The 17621-nt window shown below is 70.1% G+C and carries 13 protein-coding genes; 2 read left to right on the forward strand and 11 right to left on the reverse strand.

The window, feature by feature from the left end:
* Nucleotides 1–91: 91 nt before the first annotated feature.
* On the reverse strand, nucleotides 92–574 hold the full coding sequence (locus ACAM57_RS12390; protein WP_126022040.1) for an MSMEG_0572/Sll0783 family nitrogen starvation response protein: 483 nt from the start codon (nucleotides 572–574) through the stop codon (nucleotides 92–94).
* A gap of 355 nt (nucleotides 575–929) precedes the next feature.
* Here ACAM57_RS12390 and ACAM57_RS12395 point away from each other — a divergent pair, with 355 nt between their 5' ends.
* Nucleotides 930–2339 (forward strand): PLP-dependent aminotransferase family protein, encoded by a 1410-nt coding sequence (locus ACAM57_RS12395; RefSeq protein WP_126022041.1) that lies wholly within the window; start codon nucleotides 930–932, stop codon nucleotides 2337–2339.
* A gap of 20 nt (nucleotides 2340–2359) precedes the next feature.
* On the opposite strand, the gene ACAM57_RS12400 is transcribed toward ACAM57_RS12395, so the two are convergent.
* The 10 genes from ACAM57_RS12400 to ACAM57_RS12445 are packed head-to-tail and all read right to left on the reverse strand — an operon-like array spanning nucleotide 2360 to nucleotide 16537.
* Complete coding sequence (locus tag ACAM57_RS12400) at nucleotides 2360–4210, reverse strand: FAD/NAD(P)-binding protein (protein ID WP_369661852.1); 1851 nt, start codon at nucleotides 4208–4210, stop codon at nucleotides 2360–2362.
* Nucleotides 4200–5129 carry a DMT family transporter gene (locus ACAM57_RS12405; protein ID WP_369661853.1) on the reverse strand — a complete coding sequence of 310 codons (930 nt, stop codon included), beginning with the start codon at nucleotides 5127–5129 and terminating at the stop codon, nucleotides 4200–4202. Before ACAM57_RS12405 ends, ACAM57_RS12400 begins: the two co-directional genes overlap by 11 nt.
* Nucleotides 5122–8172, reverse strand: coding sequence for an AMP-binding protein (locus ACAM57_RS12410; protein ID WP_369661854.1), 3051 nt, complete (start codon nucleotides 8170–8172; stop codon nucleotides 5122–5124). Before ACAM57_RS12410 ends, ACAM57_RS12405 begins: the two co-directional genes overlap by 8 nt.
* Complete coding sequence (locus ACAM57_RS12415) at nucleotides 8169–9956, reverse strand: NAD(P)/FAD-dependent oxidoreductase (protein WP_369661855.1); 1788 nt, start codon at nucleotides 9954–9956, stop codon at nucleotides 8169–8171. The genes ACAM57_RS12410 and ACAM57_RS12415 overlap by 4 nt, the downstream gene beginning before the upstream one ends.
* On the reverse strand, nucleotides 9953–10978 hold the full coding sequence (locus ACAM57_RS12420; protein WP_369661856.1) for an ABC transporter ATP-binding protein: 1026 nt from the start codon (nucleotides 10976–10978) through the stop codon (nucleotides 9953–9955). The genes ACAM57_RS12415 and ACAM57_RS12420 overlap by 4 nt, the downstream gene beginning before the upstream one ends.
* 4 nt (nucleotides 10979–10982) lie before the next feature.
* Nucleotides 10983–11999 (reverse strand): ABC transporter ATP-binding protein, encoded by a 1017-nt coding sequence (locus ACAM57_RS12425; protein WP_369661857.1) that lies wholly within the window; start codon nucleotides 11997–11999, stop codon nucleotides 10983–10985.
* On the reverse strand, nucleotides 11996–12913 hold the full coding sequence (locus ACAM57_RS12430) for an ABC transporter permease (RefSeq protein WP_369661858.1): 918 nt from the start codon (nucleotides 12911–12913) through the stop codon (nucleotides 11996–11998). The genes ACAM57_RS12425 and ACAM57_RS12430 overlap by 4 nt, the downstream gene beginning before the upstream one ends.
* Entirely contained in the window at nucleotides 12910–13887 is a 978-nt protein-coding gene (locus ACAM57_RS12435; protein WP_369661859.1) for an ABC transporter permease, read from the reverse strand. Before ACAM57_RS12435 ends, ACAM57_RS12430 begins: the two co-directional genes overlap by 4 nt.
* A 32-nt stretch (nucleotides 13888–13919) precedes the next feature.
* A complete protein-coding gene (locus ACAM57_RS12440) occupies nucleotides 13920–14948 on the reverse strand; it encodes a M14 family metallopeptidase (protein ID WP_369661860.1) in 1029 nt (342 codons plus the stop codon).
* A complete protein-coding gene (locus ACAM57_RS12445; protein WP_369661861.1) occupies nucleotides 14945–16537 on the reverse strand; it encodes an ABC transporter substrate-binding protein in 1593 nt (530 codons plus the stop codon). Before ACAM57_RS12445 ends, ACAM57_RS12440 begins: the two co-directional genes overlap by 4 nt.
* Nucleotides 16538–16745: 208 nt before the next feature.
* Between ACAM57_RS12445 and ACAM57_RS12450 the strand changes: the two genes are divergently transcribed.
* A complete protein-coding gene (locus tag ACAM57_RS12450) occupies nucleotides 16746–17582 on the forward strand; it encodes a helix-turn-helix transcriptional regulator (protein WP_369661862.1) in 837 nt (278 codons plus the stop codon).
* Nucleotides 17583–17621 lie beyond the last annotated feature (39 nt).

The following is a 17621-nucleotide window of genomic DNA, read 5'->3' on the forward strand; positions in this document are numbered from 1 at the left end:
CGCAGAACCGGCTTTGCCGGCCTGCAGGTGTTGCCCCCGGCGAGGGGGTTGGCGAAGCGACACGAAGTGCGCGAAGACTGGGGGTGAGCATTTACAGCGTCCAGGTGTCGATGACGACCGCGCCGGCCTTCTTGTGCAGCAGCACGAGGTCGAGCACGTCCAGCGGGTTGATCGGCGTGATGCCCTCGATCAGCGCGCCTTCCCCGTGGCCGTACAGCGCCTGCAGCGCGAAGCGGCAGGCATACACCTTGCCGCCTTCCTCGATGAACTTCGCGATCTGCTTGTTGAAGTTCTGGTGACCCGGAAAGGCCTCGTCGCCCAGCGTGGGAAAGCCGCGCTGCACGCCCAGCGTCACGCCGGGGCCGTAGAGCAGGACGGAGGTGTCGTAGCCCTTGCGCTTGAGCCGCGTGGCCTGCAGCAGGTTCACGAAACCGATCGAGCCTTCGAAGGCCACGGTGTGGAAGGTGACGAGTGCCTTCTCGCCGGGCTCTGCCTTGACGTCTTCGAACACCTTCTCTTCGTAGTCGACGAGGAACTCGCCTTTTTCGTTGCGGGGGCGGGTGACTTTGGGCATGGGGTACTCCGGGTTGGGTGGTGGGTACGCAGGTCTTGCGTGCCTTCTCCTTCGCAGGCGATGTGCCAGCGCTCCGGCGGCCTCGTGCGATCAATGCGCGATCAACACGCGGCGGCGCGGGCCGCGCGGGTGAAAAAATCTTTGAGGCCCCCTCGAACGCGGGAACGGTGCGGCCCCGGAAGGCCTGTCGCGCACCGTGACGACGCGCATTCCATGCGATCAATGCACCCGATCAATGGGGTTGATCGCACCTGATCGAAGCATTTCTCTCCCGAGGAGCGGGCGCGGTTCATGCATGTTGATCGGTGGCCGGATGCAATCAATGAATGCGATCAACTTCGCCGGAGCGCCCACCATGACCACGATCACCGCCCACTGGCGCAAGCAGCTGCGCAACACCTCGCGTCCGGCCTACCTGCTGCTGGCCGACCTGATCGCGGACGACATCAAGACCGGCCGCCTCGGCGTGCGCGACCGCCTGCCCACGCTGCGCGACCTGGCCACCGAGCTCGAGCTGAACTACACGACCGTGGCGCGCGGCTACGCCGAGGCGCGCAAGCGCGGGCTGATCGACTCGCGCGCCGGCACCGGCACCTTCATCCGCTCGGGCAGCCCCAGCCTGCGGCTGCGCGGCGGCAGCGGCGCCGAGATGACGATGAACATGCCGCCCGAGCCCGACGACGAGCACCTGATGGCGCGGCTGCATGACAGCGCCAGCCGCGCCTTCGCGCAGATCGACTTCCACGACCTGCTGCGCTACCAGGATTTCGGCGGCACCGCGCACGACCGCGCTGCCGGCATGCACTGGCTGCGGCGCTTCGTGCCCGATGCCGGCATCGACCGCATCCTGGTGTGTCCCGGCATCCATGGCGTGCTGACCGCGCTGTTCTCCCAGCTCGCGCGACCGGGCGAGCTGGTCTGCGTGGAGTCGCTCACCTATCCGGGCGTGAAGGCCATCGCGGCGCAGCTCGGCGTCCAGTTGCATGCGCTGCAGATGGACGACGACGGCCCCATCGCCGACGCCTTCGAGCACGCCTGCAAGACGCTCAAGCCCAAGGCGCTCTACTGCAACCCCACGTTGCTGAACCCGACCGCCGCGACCGTCTCGCGCGCGCGGCGAGAAGCACTGGCCGACGTGGCGCTGCGCTATGCGGTGCCGATCATCGAGGACGACGCCTACGGCATGCTGCCGCGCCAGACGCCCGCGTCGCTCGCCACGCTGGCGCCGGGGCTCACGTACTACGTGAGCGGCTTTTCCAAGTGCTTCGGCGCGGGGCTGCGCAGCGCCTACGTGTGTTCGCCGACGGTGGTGCAGTCGCAGCGGCTGGCGGGCGCGATGCGTGCGACCACCGTGATGGCCTCGCCGATCACCAATGCGCTGACCACGCTGTGGGTGGAAGACGGCACGGCCGAGGAGATGCTGCAGGCCGTGCGCGCGGAATCGGTGGCGCGGCAGGCGCTTGCGGTGCGCTACCTGGGCGACAGCGGCCTGCAGGCGCACCCGGAGGGCTTTCATGCCTGGCTGCCGCTCACGCCAGGCTGGAGTCCGGTGGAGTTCGCCTCGTACCTGCGCACGCAGAACGTGGGCGTGGTGGCGAGCGCGGCCTTCTCCACCGACGGCGATCCGCCCGACGCGGTGCGCATCTGCCTGGGCGGGCCGATGTCGCGCGAGCAGTGCGACCAGGCGCTGCGGCTGATCGCCGACACGCTGGCGCATCCGATGCATCCGCATGCGACGCTTCGAGACGGCAATCACGGTGCGTGAGCGGCACCGGAAGGGTGAACTCACACGGGATTGATCACTTGTCGCATCACGATCTGGGGTGCTGGCCGCTCCCACAGCGCGTCGAGCGCCGACTGGATGCTGTCGAAGGCCCGCGACCGGCTCTTGGGCGAAGGCAGGTAGTGGTTGAAGTAGCGCCGGCCCTCGGTCGGCACGCCCAGCAGCGTGAGCTGGCGCACCGGCAGGCCTGTCGCGTCGACCGGATGCCCGAGGGCGTCGATGAGCGGAACCGTCATTCGTTCGTCCGCCGGAGGCGGCTGCGGCGAGCCGGCGCACAGGCCCGAGCGGCACAGCGCGGCGAGCAGTGAATCGTCCGTGGTGTCGATCGCGCCGTACCCCGCGCGTCCGTGCACCAGATGGTCGAGGCAAGCGACGAAGGGCGTCTCGAAGGCGCTCGATCGCGCCCGCCAGACGCCGAGCGCGGCGTCGCGCTCGAGCGCGGGGGCCGGGCCGAGGTCGACGCGCAGCAGGCCGGCACGCATCAGCGCCAGCCATTCGAGCCCGCGCGAGATCGGCGGCCCCACGACCAGCTGCGAGATCCGCGGCGCCACCACGTCGAAGAAACGGCGGCGAGACGCCGGCGCGAGTGTGTCGAACTCCACCGCCTGGCGGATGAAGCCGCGCAGCACGCGCAGCATTTCCACCGCGTACTTGTACGGGCTGTGCGCCTCGCCCTTGAGCGCCTCGTCCACGTCGAAGCGCAGGCGCGCTGCAAAGGCTGCGCTGAATTCCGCGCCGCTGCGCGGCGAAGGCGCGGGCCTGGGGACGGATTCCGATGCAAGCAGCGTTTCAGGCGAGAACCCGGCCATCGATGGCAGGGTCTTCTCGCACAAGGCCTTCACTTCGGCAGGCGCTAGCAGGCCGAGCACGCGCCGGCAAGCCGCCGCAGCGTCCGCGCCTTGCGACAGCGCCATCGCTCGCATCAGGTAGGCCGCGCGCATCTCGGCCGAGAGCACGGTCAAAAGGTCTTCCTCGAGCAGCAAGCCTTCGGGCCCGCGTGCCGCGCGCCGCAGGGCCAGGTAGGCATCGGTGCAGAAGATCGGCGCGAAGCTGCCCGACAGGTCGAGCGATTGCGCCGGCCGGCACGCGAACGGCATACCGCTGCGGGAGTGCACGAACATGACGGGCTCACGGCCGCTCGGCAAGTACTGCAGCATGCCGTCGTCCTCGCGCACGAAGCGGCCGCCACGGCCCGTGGTGAGCGCCGCCACCACGTCCACCGCCACCAGGCCGGTGCCCGAGATGCCCACCGCAGACCCGGCCTCGATGCGCGCCTGCAGCGGTGCCGGCGGGTAGGGGGCCATCGGCCTTGCAGGCGATGCCGGCCGTTCGCCGCCGGAACGTGCCAGACCATGGCCGGTGCAGAGGAAGACGTGATCCACGGTGAGCGCCGAACCGTCGCCCAGACGCACGTGCACCCGCTCGTTGGCCACGAGCGAGACATCGAGCGCGCGATGGCGCACCTCCGAGATTCGAAGATGCGAAGGCGCGTTGTTGCACAGCACCGCGTACACGTGCCGCAGGTAGGCGCCGAAGAGCGCGCGCGGCAGGAAGCCGTTGGGGTCCGCTGCGATGTCGCGCTCTTCGCGCAGCCAGTCGATGAACGACATCGCGCCCGTGAGCGGCGCTTCGCCGAAATGGCGTGCGCTGAAGCTGTCGAGCTGGCCGGTGACGGTGTTGAGCAGCAGGAAGTCTTCCTGCTGCGGCTTGTGCAGGCCTGGGCCCGGCTCGTCGGGGTCGATCACGTGCACGGTGAGCGCGAGCCGTGGCTGCCGGCGCGCGGCGGTGACCAGCCGGTCGAGTACCGCCAGGCCCCAGGGGCCGGCGCCGACGATCGCGATCTCAACCCGCACGGCGCAGCTCCCTGTCGGGCCTGCCCGGCAGCGTGACCAGCATCACCCCGGCGACGATCAGCGCGCTCGCGGCCAGCAGGCTCCAGCTCAGGGGCTCGGCGAGAAAGACCACGCCGAACGCCACGCTCACCAGTGCCCGCAGATATGCGTTGCTGGTGGTGGTGACCGGGCCCAGCGTGCGAATCAGCCTGAAGAAGATCACGCTGGCCAGCGCGGTCGACAGCACCGCGAGGGCCAGCAGTGCCAGCGTGGCCTCGAGGCTTGGCGTGAGCGTCCAGGGCCGGTCCATGGCCAGGCTGAAAGGCAGCATGGTGAGCCCGCCGCACAGCAGCGAGCCGGCCGCGGTGACCACGGCGGGCTGGTCGCCGAAGCGATGGCCGAACACAGCCCCGCACGCATACGACGCGCTCGCCCCCAGGACCGCCATGACCGCGAGAAAGTCGCTGTCGCCCAGCGCAGCGTGGGAACCGAGGCCGGCGATCCCGGCGACGCCCGCAAGGCCGAGCAGCACGCCCACGAACTTCGTGAACACGAAAGGCGCCGAGCCGACGACGAATACCGACAGCATGAAGGCGAACAGCGGCACCGTGGCGTTGAGCACGCCTGCGAGCCCGCTTGCGATGTGCTGCTCGCCCCAGCCGATCAGCGTGAACGGCAGCGCGCCCTGCAGCAGCCCCTGCACCCAGAGCGCCCCCCAGCGGCCGGGGCGCGTCGGGAGCGTGAAGCCCTTCGCCAGGGCCAGCGCCGTCAACAGCGCGCCGCCGAGCAGGATGCGCGCCGCAGCCAGCGTGGCCGGCGGATAGTCGGCCACCGCCACCTTGATCAGCGTGAAGGAGCCGCCCCAGAGGATCGCGAGCAGCACCAGCAGCATGTATTCGCCCGGCGGCGCCGGGGCCCTTGTCCCTTGTTTCTCAGGCATGGCTCAGCGCCTCCAGGTGTGAGCAATAGTCGGTGAAGCACTCCTCGATCTCCGAGGGCGAAAGCAGGCCGGCGCGGTACTGGAACTCGACGTGCGTGGCGTCGTGCCATCCGCGGATCAGCATGAGCAGGTCGTACTTCAGCCGGTAGCCGCGATCGGCGTGCCGCGGCGTCGCAAGTCCGGGCGCGTCGCCATCGGCCTGGGGCATGAAGTTGAGCGAGAAGCCGGTCAGCGGGTTGCGGTCCGCGCCGGGCGGCAGGCCGAGTTCGTCGAGCACCTGGTCGAACTGGAAGTCCTGGTGGCGCGCGGCCAGCGCGATGCCGTCGCGCACGCGCTCGACGAGCTGCCCGGGCGACAGCGCACCCAGCCCCGTGACGCGCAGCGGCACCAGGTTGATGAAATCGCCGATGGCCTGCGCGACCTGCGGGTGGGCACGGCCGGCCAGCGGCGTCACGACCACGAGGTCGTCGCATTCGGTCAGCGCCGCGAGCCAGCGGAAATACGCGCCCACGTACAGCACATAGGGCGTGCACTTCAGGCGCCGCGCCGCCGCCACGACCGCATCGCGCAGCGTGCCGCGCACGGCGGCCTCGATGGCATGGCAGCGTTGCGGATCGTCGCAGCGCAGCCTGTCGGGCAGGTAGCGGTGGCGGTAGGGCGCGGCGAGCAGCTCGCGGAAATGCGAGCGCGCGGCCTGTGCCGAGGCGTTGCGCGCGCCGGCCCAGGCCGCGATGTCGCGCATCGACGGCGGGGCATGCGTCGTCCAGGGTCGGCCCGCGAGCCGGGCGGCCAGCTCGCGCCCGAGCAGGCCCTGGCTCGTGCCGTCGCTGACCAGGTGGTGGACGGTCCACAGCAGCCGGCGCCGCCTGCCGGGTAGGACGAGCAGGGTCGCGCGGAACAGCGGCGCGTCGGAGAACAGCGCGATCTCCGCCTCGCCTTCGGCCACGCGCAGCGCGTCGATGCGGCGCGCCAGTGCTTCCGCTTCGAGAGCGCTCAGGTCGCACAGAGCCACAGGAAAGTCTTCCGTCGGCACGATCGACTGGCGCACGGCGCCTTCCTCGTCATGGCCGAAGCGCAGGCACAGGCTGTCGTGGCGCAGCGCGATCTCGGTCAGCGCGCGGCCCACCGAGTAGGCATCGACCTCGTCGGGCAGCTCGAACAGCGCGACCATGTTGCACCAGTTGCGGTTGCCGCCCGCGCAGAAGGTGCGGAAGTAGCGCCGCTGCTGCGGGCTCAGCGCGAACCAGCGGGTGCGCGGGGCGGGGGGGATCGGCGCCGGCGCGGCCGAACCGGCCTCCTGCAGCCGCCGCGCCAGCTCGCGCGCGGTGGGCGCGTGCATCAGCAGCAGCGGCTGCGCATGCACGCCGAGCCGTGCTTCGAGTTCGGCGCACAGCCGCATCGCCGCGAGCGAATCGCCGCCGAGCGCGAAGAAGTCCTCGTCGACGCCGACATGCGCCTGCCGCAGCACCCGTGCAATCGCGTCGGCCACGCCGAGCGCGAGCTCGTCGGCATCCGTGTCGGAGGCGGCGGCGGCGGCGTCCGCGCGCGGCGCAGGCGCGGGCAGGCGTGCGCGATCCAGCTTGCCGTTGGGCATGAGCGGCAGCGCATCGAGCGCGATCAGGTGGCTCGGAATGGCCGCCGCAGGCAAGCGCTCCGCGAGGAAAGGGCGCAGGCTCCGGCGCACGGCCTGTGCATCGGCCTGCGTGCTGAAGTAGCCCACGAGCTGCGCGCCGCCTTCCTCGTTCGTCACGCACACCACGGCCGCGTCGGTCACCGATTCGTGCGACTGCAGCACCGCCGCGACGCCCGCGGGCTCGATGCGGGTGCCGAGGATCTTCACCTGGTGGTCCTTGCGTCCGCGCAGGTGCAGCGCACCCTGCGCGTCCAGAAAGCCGAGGTCGCCGCTCAGGTAGGCCGGCTGCCCGTCGAGCACGATGAAGCGCGCGGCCGAGGGCTCCTCCGGGTCCAGGTAGCCCAGCGAGCGGTGCACCGTGCGGATCGCGACCTCGCCGGGTTCGCCCGGTTCGAGGGGCTGCCGCGCCTCGTCGAGGATGCGCACGTCGACCCCGGGCAGCGGCAGGCCGCAGCACTGGATGCCCTCGGGCGCCGGGTCGGGCACGCGGGCGCAGAACTTGGCGAGCGTGGTTTCGGTCGGCCCGTACAGGTTGTAGACCGCGCTCGAAGGAAACGCCGCGCGCCAGCGCCCGACCAGCGCACTGCCCAGCGGTTCGCCCGCGAACAGCGTGTGGCGCAGCGTGGCGTTGCGCGCGCCCGCGGGCAGCGCCGCCAGGCAGGCCTGCGCCAGCGACGGCACCGTGTGGAGCACGCTGATGCCCATCCTGGCGAGCCAGTCCGGCACTTCAGCCGGTGTCGGCGGGGCGTCTGCCGGTGGCAGGCAGCCGGTCACGCCCGCGACGACCGGCAGCAGCAGGTCGCGCAGCACCACGTCGAACGACAGGCGGGTGAGCACACCCACGCGGTCGCCGGGCTGGAGGCCGAGCATGCCGGCTTCCCAGGACAGGAAATGCGCGAGGCCGCCGCGCCGCCCGAGGATGCCCTTGGGCTGCCCGGTCGTGCCGGAGGTGAAGAAGATGTAGCAGCCCGCATCGGGCCCGATCTGCGGCAGGCCCAGGTCGTCGAGCGTCCACCCGGCCTGCGGCGATGCGGCGCCCGCGACGCGCCGGATGCCGTCGGCCCCGAGCGGCGACTGCATCGCGAACTCGATGGCCAGCGTGGCGGCCGCCGCGTCCAGCATCGCCTGCTTGCGCGCCGGCGGCAGCGCCGCGTCGACCGGCACGGCGACCACGCCCTCGAGCAGGCAGCCCACGAGCATCGCCGCCAGTCCGCGCGAAGCCACGCCATGCAGCACCACGCGCTCGCCAGCCTTCACGCCTTGCCGGCGCAGCAGCGACACCTGCGCGACCACGAGCGCCGCGAAGTCGTCGCGCCTCATGGCGCCTTCGTCGTCGATCCAGAGCGTCGCCGCACCGGTGCGCAGGCCGTCTCGCAGCAGCGCGGTGAGCGATGGCTGCGGCGCGTTCACAGTGTCACCTCGAACACGTCGGCAAAGCGGCGTGGGTGGTAGAGCGTGTGCATCGCATGGGGGCGTGCCTCCAGCGCGCAGGCAACGGCCTCCGCGACGGCCGGCGACTGCGCGAAGCCGCCGGTGTTGTGGCCGCCGCTGAGCACCATCTTGCCGCCTGCGTCCGCTTCCTGAACTTCGAGCACTCCCAGGCCCGAGGGCGTCCAGGGCCGCACGCAGAAGCCCGGACGCTCGCCGAGCATGCCGGACTCCCTGGCACGCCTGAACTTGTCGCCGAAGAGTTCCTCCGCCGTTTCCATCACGCAGCGCGCGAGTTCGGGCAGGTCGGCCAGGCGCACGTCCTCGGCCGAGGCGCCGACGAAGCCGTGCCCCGAACTGCAGTGCAGCACAGGCCGGCCGGCGGCATCGCGCCCGGGTACGACGTTGGCGCCCTGGGCCGCCTCGCTGCTGCCGAAGGCGCGCCGGCGCACCTTGAGCGGCGTCTGCAGCGGCGTGCCATCGTTAGGCAGCGTGACCCACATGCCGACCATCGCGCCGATGGCGGGCAGCCCCGCCGTCCTCGCGGCGAGGGTGTGCGCCTGCGCACCGGGGGAGAGTACATAGTGGTCGGCCCGCCGCAAGGCATCGTTGACGACGATGCCTGTCACCGCGCCCGAACCGGCATGCCGCACCTCGCTCGCCTCATGCTGCCAGTGGAAGCGCGCGCCGAGGCGCTCGAGCAGCCCGATCAGGTTGCGGCAGAACGAGACGATGTTGAGCGAGAACCCTTGCACATCGAGCGCTCCCGCGATCGCTCCCTCGTCGATCGCGCTGCCCAGCGCGGGCTCGCGCTCGCGCAACCGCGTGAGCGGGACCGTGCCGATCAGCGCACCGATCTCGGCCTCGGCCGTCTGCGCCGCGCGCAGGGACGCCTCGCTCGGGTAGATGCGCAGCAGCCGGCCGACGTGGTGCGTCTCGCGCAGCAGCTCCGGATAGAGGCTGAAGAGCTCGCGCCACAGCCGGTGGCTCTGCCGGTTGAAGCCGACGATGTCGTTGCCATAGAGCAGCGCCGCCCAGGGCGGCACCTGTTCGAGCTGGTCGATCCAGCGGCGGTCGGCGTCCGACATCGTCTGGTATTCGCGCGACAGCCAGCCGTCCCGCGAAATTCCAAGGCGAAAGCGCGGCGTGTCCCGCGGCGTATAGAGCGGCGAACAGGCCAGGTGATGGCGCGACTCGTTGTACGAGAAGATGCGCGCGTCCCTGCCGCCGAAGGTCGCGCCGGCGCGCTCGGCGTGCGGCGTGTCGCCCCGGCGCGGATCGGCCATGCGGTCGTACACCGACACGCGATGGCCGCGCCGGCACAGCGTCAGCGCCGTGACCAGGTTGACGACGCCCGCGCCGACCAGCATCACCTCGCCCGGCGCACCGGCCACCGCCTCGGCGGACGGCCCATGCCTCGGCCGGCACATGGATTCCGCAAGCACGAAGGCTTCGTACTCGGCGCGCTCCCAGTTCGATCCGGTCACGAAGGCGCAGCGCCCTTGGAGCGTCGACGGATCGATGGCGACCCGCGAGGCCGAGAGGCCGCAGAAGATGAAGCGGCAGCCGGGGAGCCCGGCCGCGATGGCCGAGACCGCCTCGTACTGCGCCTCGCGCGCGATCACCACGTCGGGCGCGAGCGCGGCGAGCTCCGCGGCGACCTGGTGCGGCGCCTTGGCCGCGAGGTCGGGCCTCAGCACGATGTTGCGCGCCACGAAGACATCGGCCGATGCCCGCGCGAGCCAGCACATGACGACGATCTTCATGCGCCACCCGCCCGGTCGACCAGGTGGCACGCGACCCAGCGGTCGCCGGCGACTCGCGCGAGCGCGGGCACCTCCTCGGCGCAGCGGCGCGTGGAGCGCGGGCAGCGCGGGTGGAAATGGCAGCCGCGCGGCGGATTCAGGGGAGAGGGAATCTCTCCCCGGATCGCCACGAACGTCTTCTTGCGCACCTCCAGCTTCGGCGCCTCGGCCAGCAGGCCTTCGGTGTAGGGGTGCAGCGGCTGCTCGAACAGCGCGTCCGCGCCGGCCGATTCGACCACCCGCCCGAGGTACATCACGACCACCCGGTCGCTGATGTGCCGCACCACGCCGAGGTCGTGGCTGATGAACAGGTAGGTGAGGGCCAGTTCCTCGCGCAGCGCCATGAACAGGTTGATCACCTGGGCCTGGATGGAGACGTCGAGCGCCGCCACCGCCTCGTCGCAGATCAGCAGCCGGGGCTGCACGGCCAGCGCCCGGGCGATCCCGATGCGCGCGCGCTGGCCGCCCGAGAACTGGTGCGGGAAGCGCCGCATGAAGCCGGCGTCGAGCCCGACCTTGCGCATCAGCGCCGCCACGAGTTCTTCCTGATCCTTCGCGTCGATCAGCCCGTGCGCCACGGGTGCCTCGCCGATGATCTGGCGCACGCGCATGCGCGGGTTCAGGCTCGCATAGGGGTCCTGGAAGATCATCTGCACGCCGAGCATGTCGCGCCGGTGCTCGGCAGCCGAGAGCCGCCGCCTGCGCAGCTCGGCGTCCTCTCCCAGCCACCAGCGCTCGCCTTCGCTCAGCGCCTGCAGGCCCGCGGCCATGCGTCCGAGCGTGGACTTGCCGCAGCCCGACTCGCCCACCAGCCCGACGACTTCGCCGGGGCGCACCGCGAGCGAAACGCCGTCGACCGCATGGACGGTGCGCGCGGGCGCCTGGGCGCCGAAGAGGCGCGCGATCTTCGCCGCGGCATCGGGCTTGCGGACGAAACGCTTGGAGCTGGCGCGCAGCTCGAGCAACGGGGTGACGGATTCCATGGTGTCAGTTCGCGATCGCGGCGGAGGAGGAGGGCAGGGGAGTCGGATGGAAGCAGCGCAGCCGGCGGCCGTCGAGCGCCACCAGGGGCGGCTCGTTGCGGCAGACGACATCGGCGTTGGCGCAGCGCGCCTGGAATGCGCAGCCCTGGGGCAGCGCGAGCAGCGAAGGCGTCATGCCGGGAATCTGCTGCAGCGGACGTCCGCGCGGGTTGCGCGACGGGGCGCTGGCGATCAGCCCTCGCGTGTACGGGTGGCGCGGCCGGTCGAGCACCTCGGCCACGGGGCCCTGTTCGACGATGCGCCCGGCATACATCACGCTGACCGTGTCGGCCAGGCCCGCCACCACCGACAGGTCGTGCGAGATCCAGATCAGCGCGGTGCCCGACGCCCGGCACAGGGCCTGCATCTCCGCGAGGATCTGGCCTTGCACCGTGACATCGAGCGCGGTGGTTGGTTCGTCCGCGATGATCACGTCGGGCTCGTTGAGCAGCGCGATGGCAATCGCCACGCGCTGGCGCATGCCGCCCGAGAACTGGTGCGGGTAGGCCAGCAGACGCTCGTGCGGCGACGCGATGCCGACTTTCGCGAGCGCGGCGGCCGCGCGTTCGCGCGCTACGCGCTCGCTGACCTTGTGATGCGCGCGCACCGCCTCGATCATCTGCGTGTCGATGCGAAGCACCGGGTTCAGCGTCATCATCGGATCCTGGAAGATCATCGCGACGCGGTTGCCGCGCACGCCCTGCAGCGCGCGCGGCGACAGGCTCCGCAGGTCGAGCACCTCGCCGGTGCGCAGCGCCAGGCGCAGGCGGCCCGCCACCACGCGGCCCGGCGGGTCGATCAGGCCGATCAGCGAGTAGCCCGTCATCGACTTGCCGGAACCCGATTCGCCGACCAGGCCCATGATCTGCCCGCGTTCGATGGAAAAGGACACGTCGTCCACGGCCTTCACGATGCCCGCGCGCGTGGCGAACTGCGTCTTCAGGCCCTCGACGAGCAGGACGGGTTGGGAGGCGTTCGTCATTGCTTCTGCAGCCGTGGGTTCGACACGTCCCGCAGCTGGTCGGCCACGAGGTTGATCGCCAGGATCGTGAGCAGCAGCAGGATGCCGGGATAGAGCGACATCCAGTACTTGCCCGCGAGCAGGTATTGCTGGCCGTTGGCGATCAGCAGCCCTAGCGAGGGCTCGGTGATCGGCACGCCCAGGCCAAGGAAGGACAGCGTGGCCTCCAGCGAGATCGCGTTGGCCACCTGCAGCGCGGCCACCACGATCACCGGCGGCAGGCAGTTGGGCAGCAGGTGCCGCAGCACGATGCGTGCGTCGCCCAGTGCCAGGCCCTGCGCCGCCTCGATGTATTCCTTCCTGCGCTCGACCAGCGCGGCGGCGCGAACGGTACGCGCGTAGTAGGCCCATTGCACCGCCACCAGCGCGATCGCGACGTTGCCTACGCCGGGCTTGAGCAGCGTGATCAGCACCAGCGCGACCAGGATCGCGGGAAACGACAGCTGGATGTCGACGATGCGCATGAGCAGCGCATCGAGCCGCCCGCCGGTGTAGGCCGCGAGCAGGCCCAGGACGGTGCCGAGCGACAGCGCCGCGATCGTGGCCACCACGCCGATGCCCAGCGAGATGCGCAGCCCGTAGAGCATGCCCGAGAGCATGTCGCGGCCCTGGTCGTCGGTGCCCAGCAGGTAGAGCTTGCCGGGGCCGGACGCATGGTCGGCACCGTGCGAGCCGGGCGGCAGGCGCGAGTCGAGGATGTTGAGCTGGGCCAGGTCGTACGGGTTCTGCGGCGCGAGCAAGGGCGCGAGCAGGGCGGCGAGCAGCAGCGCGAGCAGCACGGCTGCGCCGAGCACTGCGAGCTTGGAGTGGGCGTACTGGCGCAGCAGCCGGCGCAGCGGGGATTCGTCGTCTTCGGTCATGGTCGTTTTCTTCATGCGCCTTGTTCGTCGAGGCGAACGCGCGGGTCGAGGCTCGAGTACGCGATGTCCACGAGCAGGTTGAGCAGGGTGAACATCGACACCACCACCAGCAGGTAGGCGACGATCACCGGGCGGTCGAGCGAGGAGATCGATTCGATGATCAGCTTGCCCGCGCCAGGCCAGACGAAGATGGTTTCGGTCACCGCGGCGAACGCCACCAGCGCGCCGAACTCCAGCGCCACCACCGTCACGATCGGCACGAGGATGTTCTTGAGCACATGCACGCCCACCACGCGCGCCGGAGCGAGGCCCTTGGCACGTGCGAACTTGACGTAGTCCTGCGTCAGTGCCTCGTGCGTGCTGGCCCGGGTCAGCCGCGTGACCAGCGCGAGCTTGAAGAGCGCGAGGTTCACGGCAGGCAGAAGCAGGTGCTTCCAGCCCTCCAGGCTGAAGACCGACAGCGCAAGACCAAGCACTTCGCGCGTCGGTCCGCGTCCGCCCGCGGGCAGCCAGGCCAGCTGCACCGCGAATACGACGATGAGCATCAGTCCGACCCAGAAGGTCGGCAGCGAGAAGCCCAGGATCGAGCCGGTCATGATGCTCCTGCCGATCCACGACTGAGGCCGAAGCCCCGCCCAGAGGCCCAGCGGCACGCCGAGCGCGATCGCGATCAGCATCGCGACACAGGCGAGCTCCAGCGTGGCGGGCAGCCGTTCGAACACCAGCGCGATCGCGGGCACGCCGTGGACGAAGGAGTTGCCCAGGTCACCGTGCAGCGCGTGCCGCAGGAAGTTCCAGTACTGCAGCGGCAGGGCCTGGTCCAGGCCCATGGCCTGCACCAGCCGCGCGCGCTCGGCCTGATCGGCGTCCATGCTGATCAGGATGTCGGCCGGATTGCCGATCAGGTAGACGCTGGCGAACACCAGCATCGACATCGCCAGAAGTACGCCGACGCTCTGCGCCAGGCGGCGGATCACATAAGCCAGCATGATGGTCCCGTGCTGATGGATGCGCGCACGGCCTACAGCGCGTGCGCGGGCACGCGCTGCATCAGGTAGCCGAGGCAGTCCTGGCGGATGGCGCGCAGGTCGCGGGTGAACATTGCGGCGACGGCCTGGGTCGAGAGACAGACGTCGGCGCCCTTGCGCACCAGCATGCCCGCCATCGCCTCGCCGTCGAGCCGGTAGGCGCGCAGCGGCTCGACGTCGGGGTGCGAGAGCGTGGTGGCGATCACGTGCCCGGGCTCGAGCGCCTGGAAATTGAAGGACTCGATCTCGGGCGGCAGCTGCAGGTCGGCGGCCTCGCCGTCGCAGCTCAGCGTGAGGCCCTCGGCGACCTTGAGCATCGCGAAGGCCTGGAAGATGTCGAGCGCCTTGGCGTCGTCGTGCGCCGTGCCCTCGCCGAAATCATCCGCGAGACAGCGCTCGATCAGCTTCGCAGCCTGCGCCACGCCTTGCGCGTTGCCGATCTCGCCGCACTCGCAGCACACCGTGGGACATATCGGCGTGAAAGCGGCGCCCAGCGACTGCGGCGCCTGGATCAGGACGGCCAGCGGCGAGAACATGCGCGCGAGCCGCAGATGCTCGGCGCCGGTGGCGCTCAGGCAGGAATAGAGCGGGTTGCGCCCCGAGTTGTTGTGCAGGTCGATGGCGAGGAAGACTTCGCGCTCGCGCATGGCGTCCATCACGCGCGCGGCCATGTGCTGGTGCGGCGTGGCCGGCGCGCTGCGCGGCCAGATGCGGTTGTAGTCCGGCTGGTCTTCCAGCCGGCGAACGCCCGCCCGTGCGGCTTCGACGTTGCCCACGAAGATCGAGAGCGCACGAGGCAGCGGGCGGCCTTCGTATCTTGAGAGCACCGACTGCAGCGCGAGCAGTCCCACGTTCTCGTTGCCGTGCAGCAGCACCGAGACGAAGACGGGCCGCGGCTGCAGGCCGGGCAGGTGAATCAACGCCGGGGAGGGCACGACCTCGTGGAGCGTGCGCGCCGAAGCGCTCATGAATCCGGATGGCAGGTGATCGAGCACCAGCGGGAGGCTGGACATTCCGCTCACTTGCGGTCCTCCACCTCGGCGCGGACCTGCTGGGCCAGCGTGAACTCGTCGACGCGCGGCACGATGGTCAGCCCGTTGCGCGCGGCCCAGGTCGACACCTGGTGATAGAGCGGGATGATCGCGTAGTCCTTCTTCAGCGCGAGTGCGGTGGCCTTCTGCAGCAGGGCCTCGCGCTTCGCGTCGTCCACCGTGTTGAGCGCTTCGTTCAGCAGCGCGTCGAACTGCGGATTGCTGTAGCTGCTCCAGTTGGTCGCGCCCATGCCGCGTTCCCTGTCGGGCGTGGCGAGCAGGCCACGAAGGGCCCCGGAGGGCTCGCCGCCGCCCACGCCCCAGCCGAGCAGGCCGAAGCCCAGTTCCTTCTTCGACGCTCGCCCGACGTAGGTCGCCATCGGCGAGACCTGCACCTTGGTCACGATGCCGCCGCGGGTGAGCATCTGGCCGATGGCCTGCGTGACCTGCTTGTCGTTGACATAGCGGTCGTTCGGGCCGAACAGCGTGAGACCGAAGCCCGCCGGATAACCCGCCTCGGCGAGCAGCTTCCGCGCGCCCTGCACATCGACGCTGTCGGGCTTGAGCTCGGGGTTGAAGCCGAACATGCCGTTCGGGGCCAGGTTGCCGGCAGGCACGCCGAGCTGATCGAGCACGCGCTCGGCGAGCACTGCGCGGTCGATCAGCAGGGAGATCGCCTGGCGCACGCGCGCATCCCTCATCGGATTGCGCTCGAGCGGTTTTCCGTCCTTGTCCGTGACGAAGGGCGAGGTCTCGCGATGATCGGTATAGAGGAACATCACGCGGCTCGACACCTTGGTGAAGACGCGCAGGTCCTTGCGCTGGCGGAACTGGGAGACCAGGTTGGCCTGCACGTTCTCGACCACGTCCACGTCGCCCGACAGCAGTGCCGACATGCGCGCCGATTCGGCCGGCAAGGCCCGCAGCGTGACGCCAGACCACATCGGCTTTTCGCCCCAGTACCCGTCGAAGCGCGCGAACTGCACGCCGGTGCCGGGCGTGAACTTCACCAGCCTGAAGGGGCCCGTGCCGGCCTGTACCTTCGCCTGGTTGAAGTCGTCGCTGGTGGCTTTCTCGGCCGCCTTCTTCGAGACGATGAAGATGCGCGTGAGGTCGTTCGGCAGCAGCGGTGCGGGCGTGGCGGTCGTCAGCTGCAGCGTGAGGCGGTCGACGATCTTCTTGCCCGTGATGGAGCGCGTATAGGCGGAGAACGAGCTCGGGCTGTTGACGATGGTCGCGGGTCGCTCGAGAGAAAACACCACGTCCTGCGCGGTGAGCGGGCTGCCGTCGTGGAACTTCACGCCGTCGCGCAGCTTGAACTCCCAGGTGGTGTCGTTGATGGCGCGCCACGAGGTCGCGAGCGCGGGTGTCAGGCGCGCATCGGCGTCGAGCGCGACGAGGGTCTCGTAGGCATGGCTCACCACCGCGCTGATCGCATCGTTGTTGACGAAATGCGGATCGACAGACGAAGGATTGCTGCTCAGGCCGATACGCAGTTCCTGCGCATTGGAAAGGCATGCGAGGCATGCGAGAAGCGCACCGCACAGCAGTGCGCGCCAGTGACGCAGGATCGGTCTCATGGGTTCTGTCTCCGTTGGAATTCAGGTTGTCGCAACGGATGGGGATTCATAGAATCCAGCCCGCCATCGACACACATTCATGCGCTCGAATCGTCGGATCCGTGGGCGCAAATCGATGCCGGGACATTAGCAAGCGGCGGCTTTCCCGCCATGTAGATTCTTAGCTTCCATGGAACTTCTTGCATCTTCCTATTGGCGCGACAGAGAGTTGGCAGGCCTGCAGTTCACCGCCAACCGATTCGTTCAGCGAGAGATCCGGGCGCACCGGCATGGGGGCTACACGCTGTCGGTTTCCGACACCGAGTTGCATGTGAGAACCAGCGCCGGCGTCACTGTGGTGCCCCCTGGTGCACTGTTGCGCATCGGTCCGCAGGTCTGGCACTCGATCAAGGCGCGAAGCACGCCGTGGCGTGAGGATGCGATGTATTGCAGCGTGGCGGTTGCGCGCTGCGTGAATCCGGTGCCCGAGGCGGACGACGGCATGCCCGGCGCCGAGCCCGCACCGGTCTCGGTGTTCGCGTGCGAGCCCTGGGGGCGCGAGTTCTCGCAATGCCACAGGCTGCTGCACGAGATCGCGGACACCGGTCGCGAGGACGCGGGCATCGCGGCGCGCGCGCTGGTGCGTCGCCTGCTCGCGCAGTGGATACCGCTGCAAGCCGGCTGGACGACCGAGTCAGGTGAAGCGGACGATCGTCTGCGCCGCTCCTACGGCCTGATCGCCACCGGCTTCCAGCAACGCCTGACGCTCGACGACCTCGCCGAGGCGGTCAACTGGCATCCGATCCATCTGCACCGCCGCTTCAAGGACACGTGGGGCTTCACGCCGCACGAACTGCTGGTGGGGCACCGCATCGAATACGCGCGCGACCTCATGGCCGGCGGCGCTCGCGTGACCTATGCGGCGCACGCGGCCGGCTTCAGCGACCAGAGCCACCTGCACAAGACCTTCATGAGCACCTACGCCGTGGCGCCGAGCGAGTACCGGCGGCTGTCGGCGCTCGATGCGCTGCAACCGCCGGCGGCGAGGAACGGCATCGTCGATTGACGCTGCGCGACCCCACGCGGCCCCACGCGGCCCCGCATG

The sequence above is a fragment of the Variovorax sp. V15 genome (assembly GCF_041154425.1).
GTDB classification, from domain to species: domain Bacteria; phylum Pseudomonadota; class Gammaproteobacteria; order Burkholderiales; family Burkholderiaceae_C; genus Variovorax; species Variovorax guangxiensis.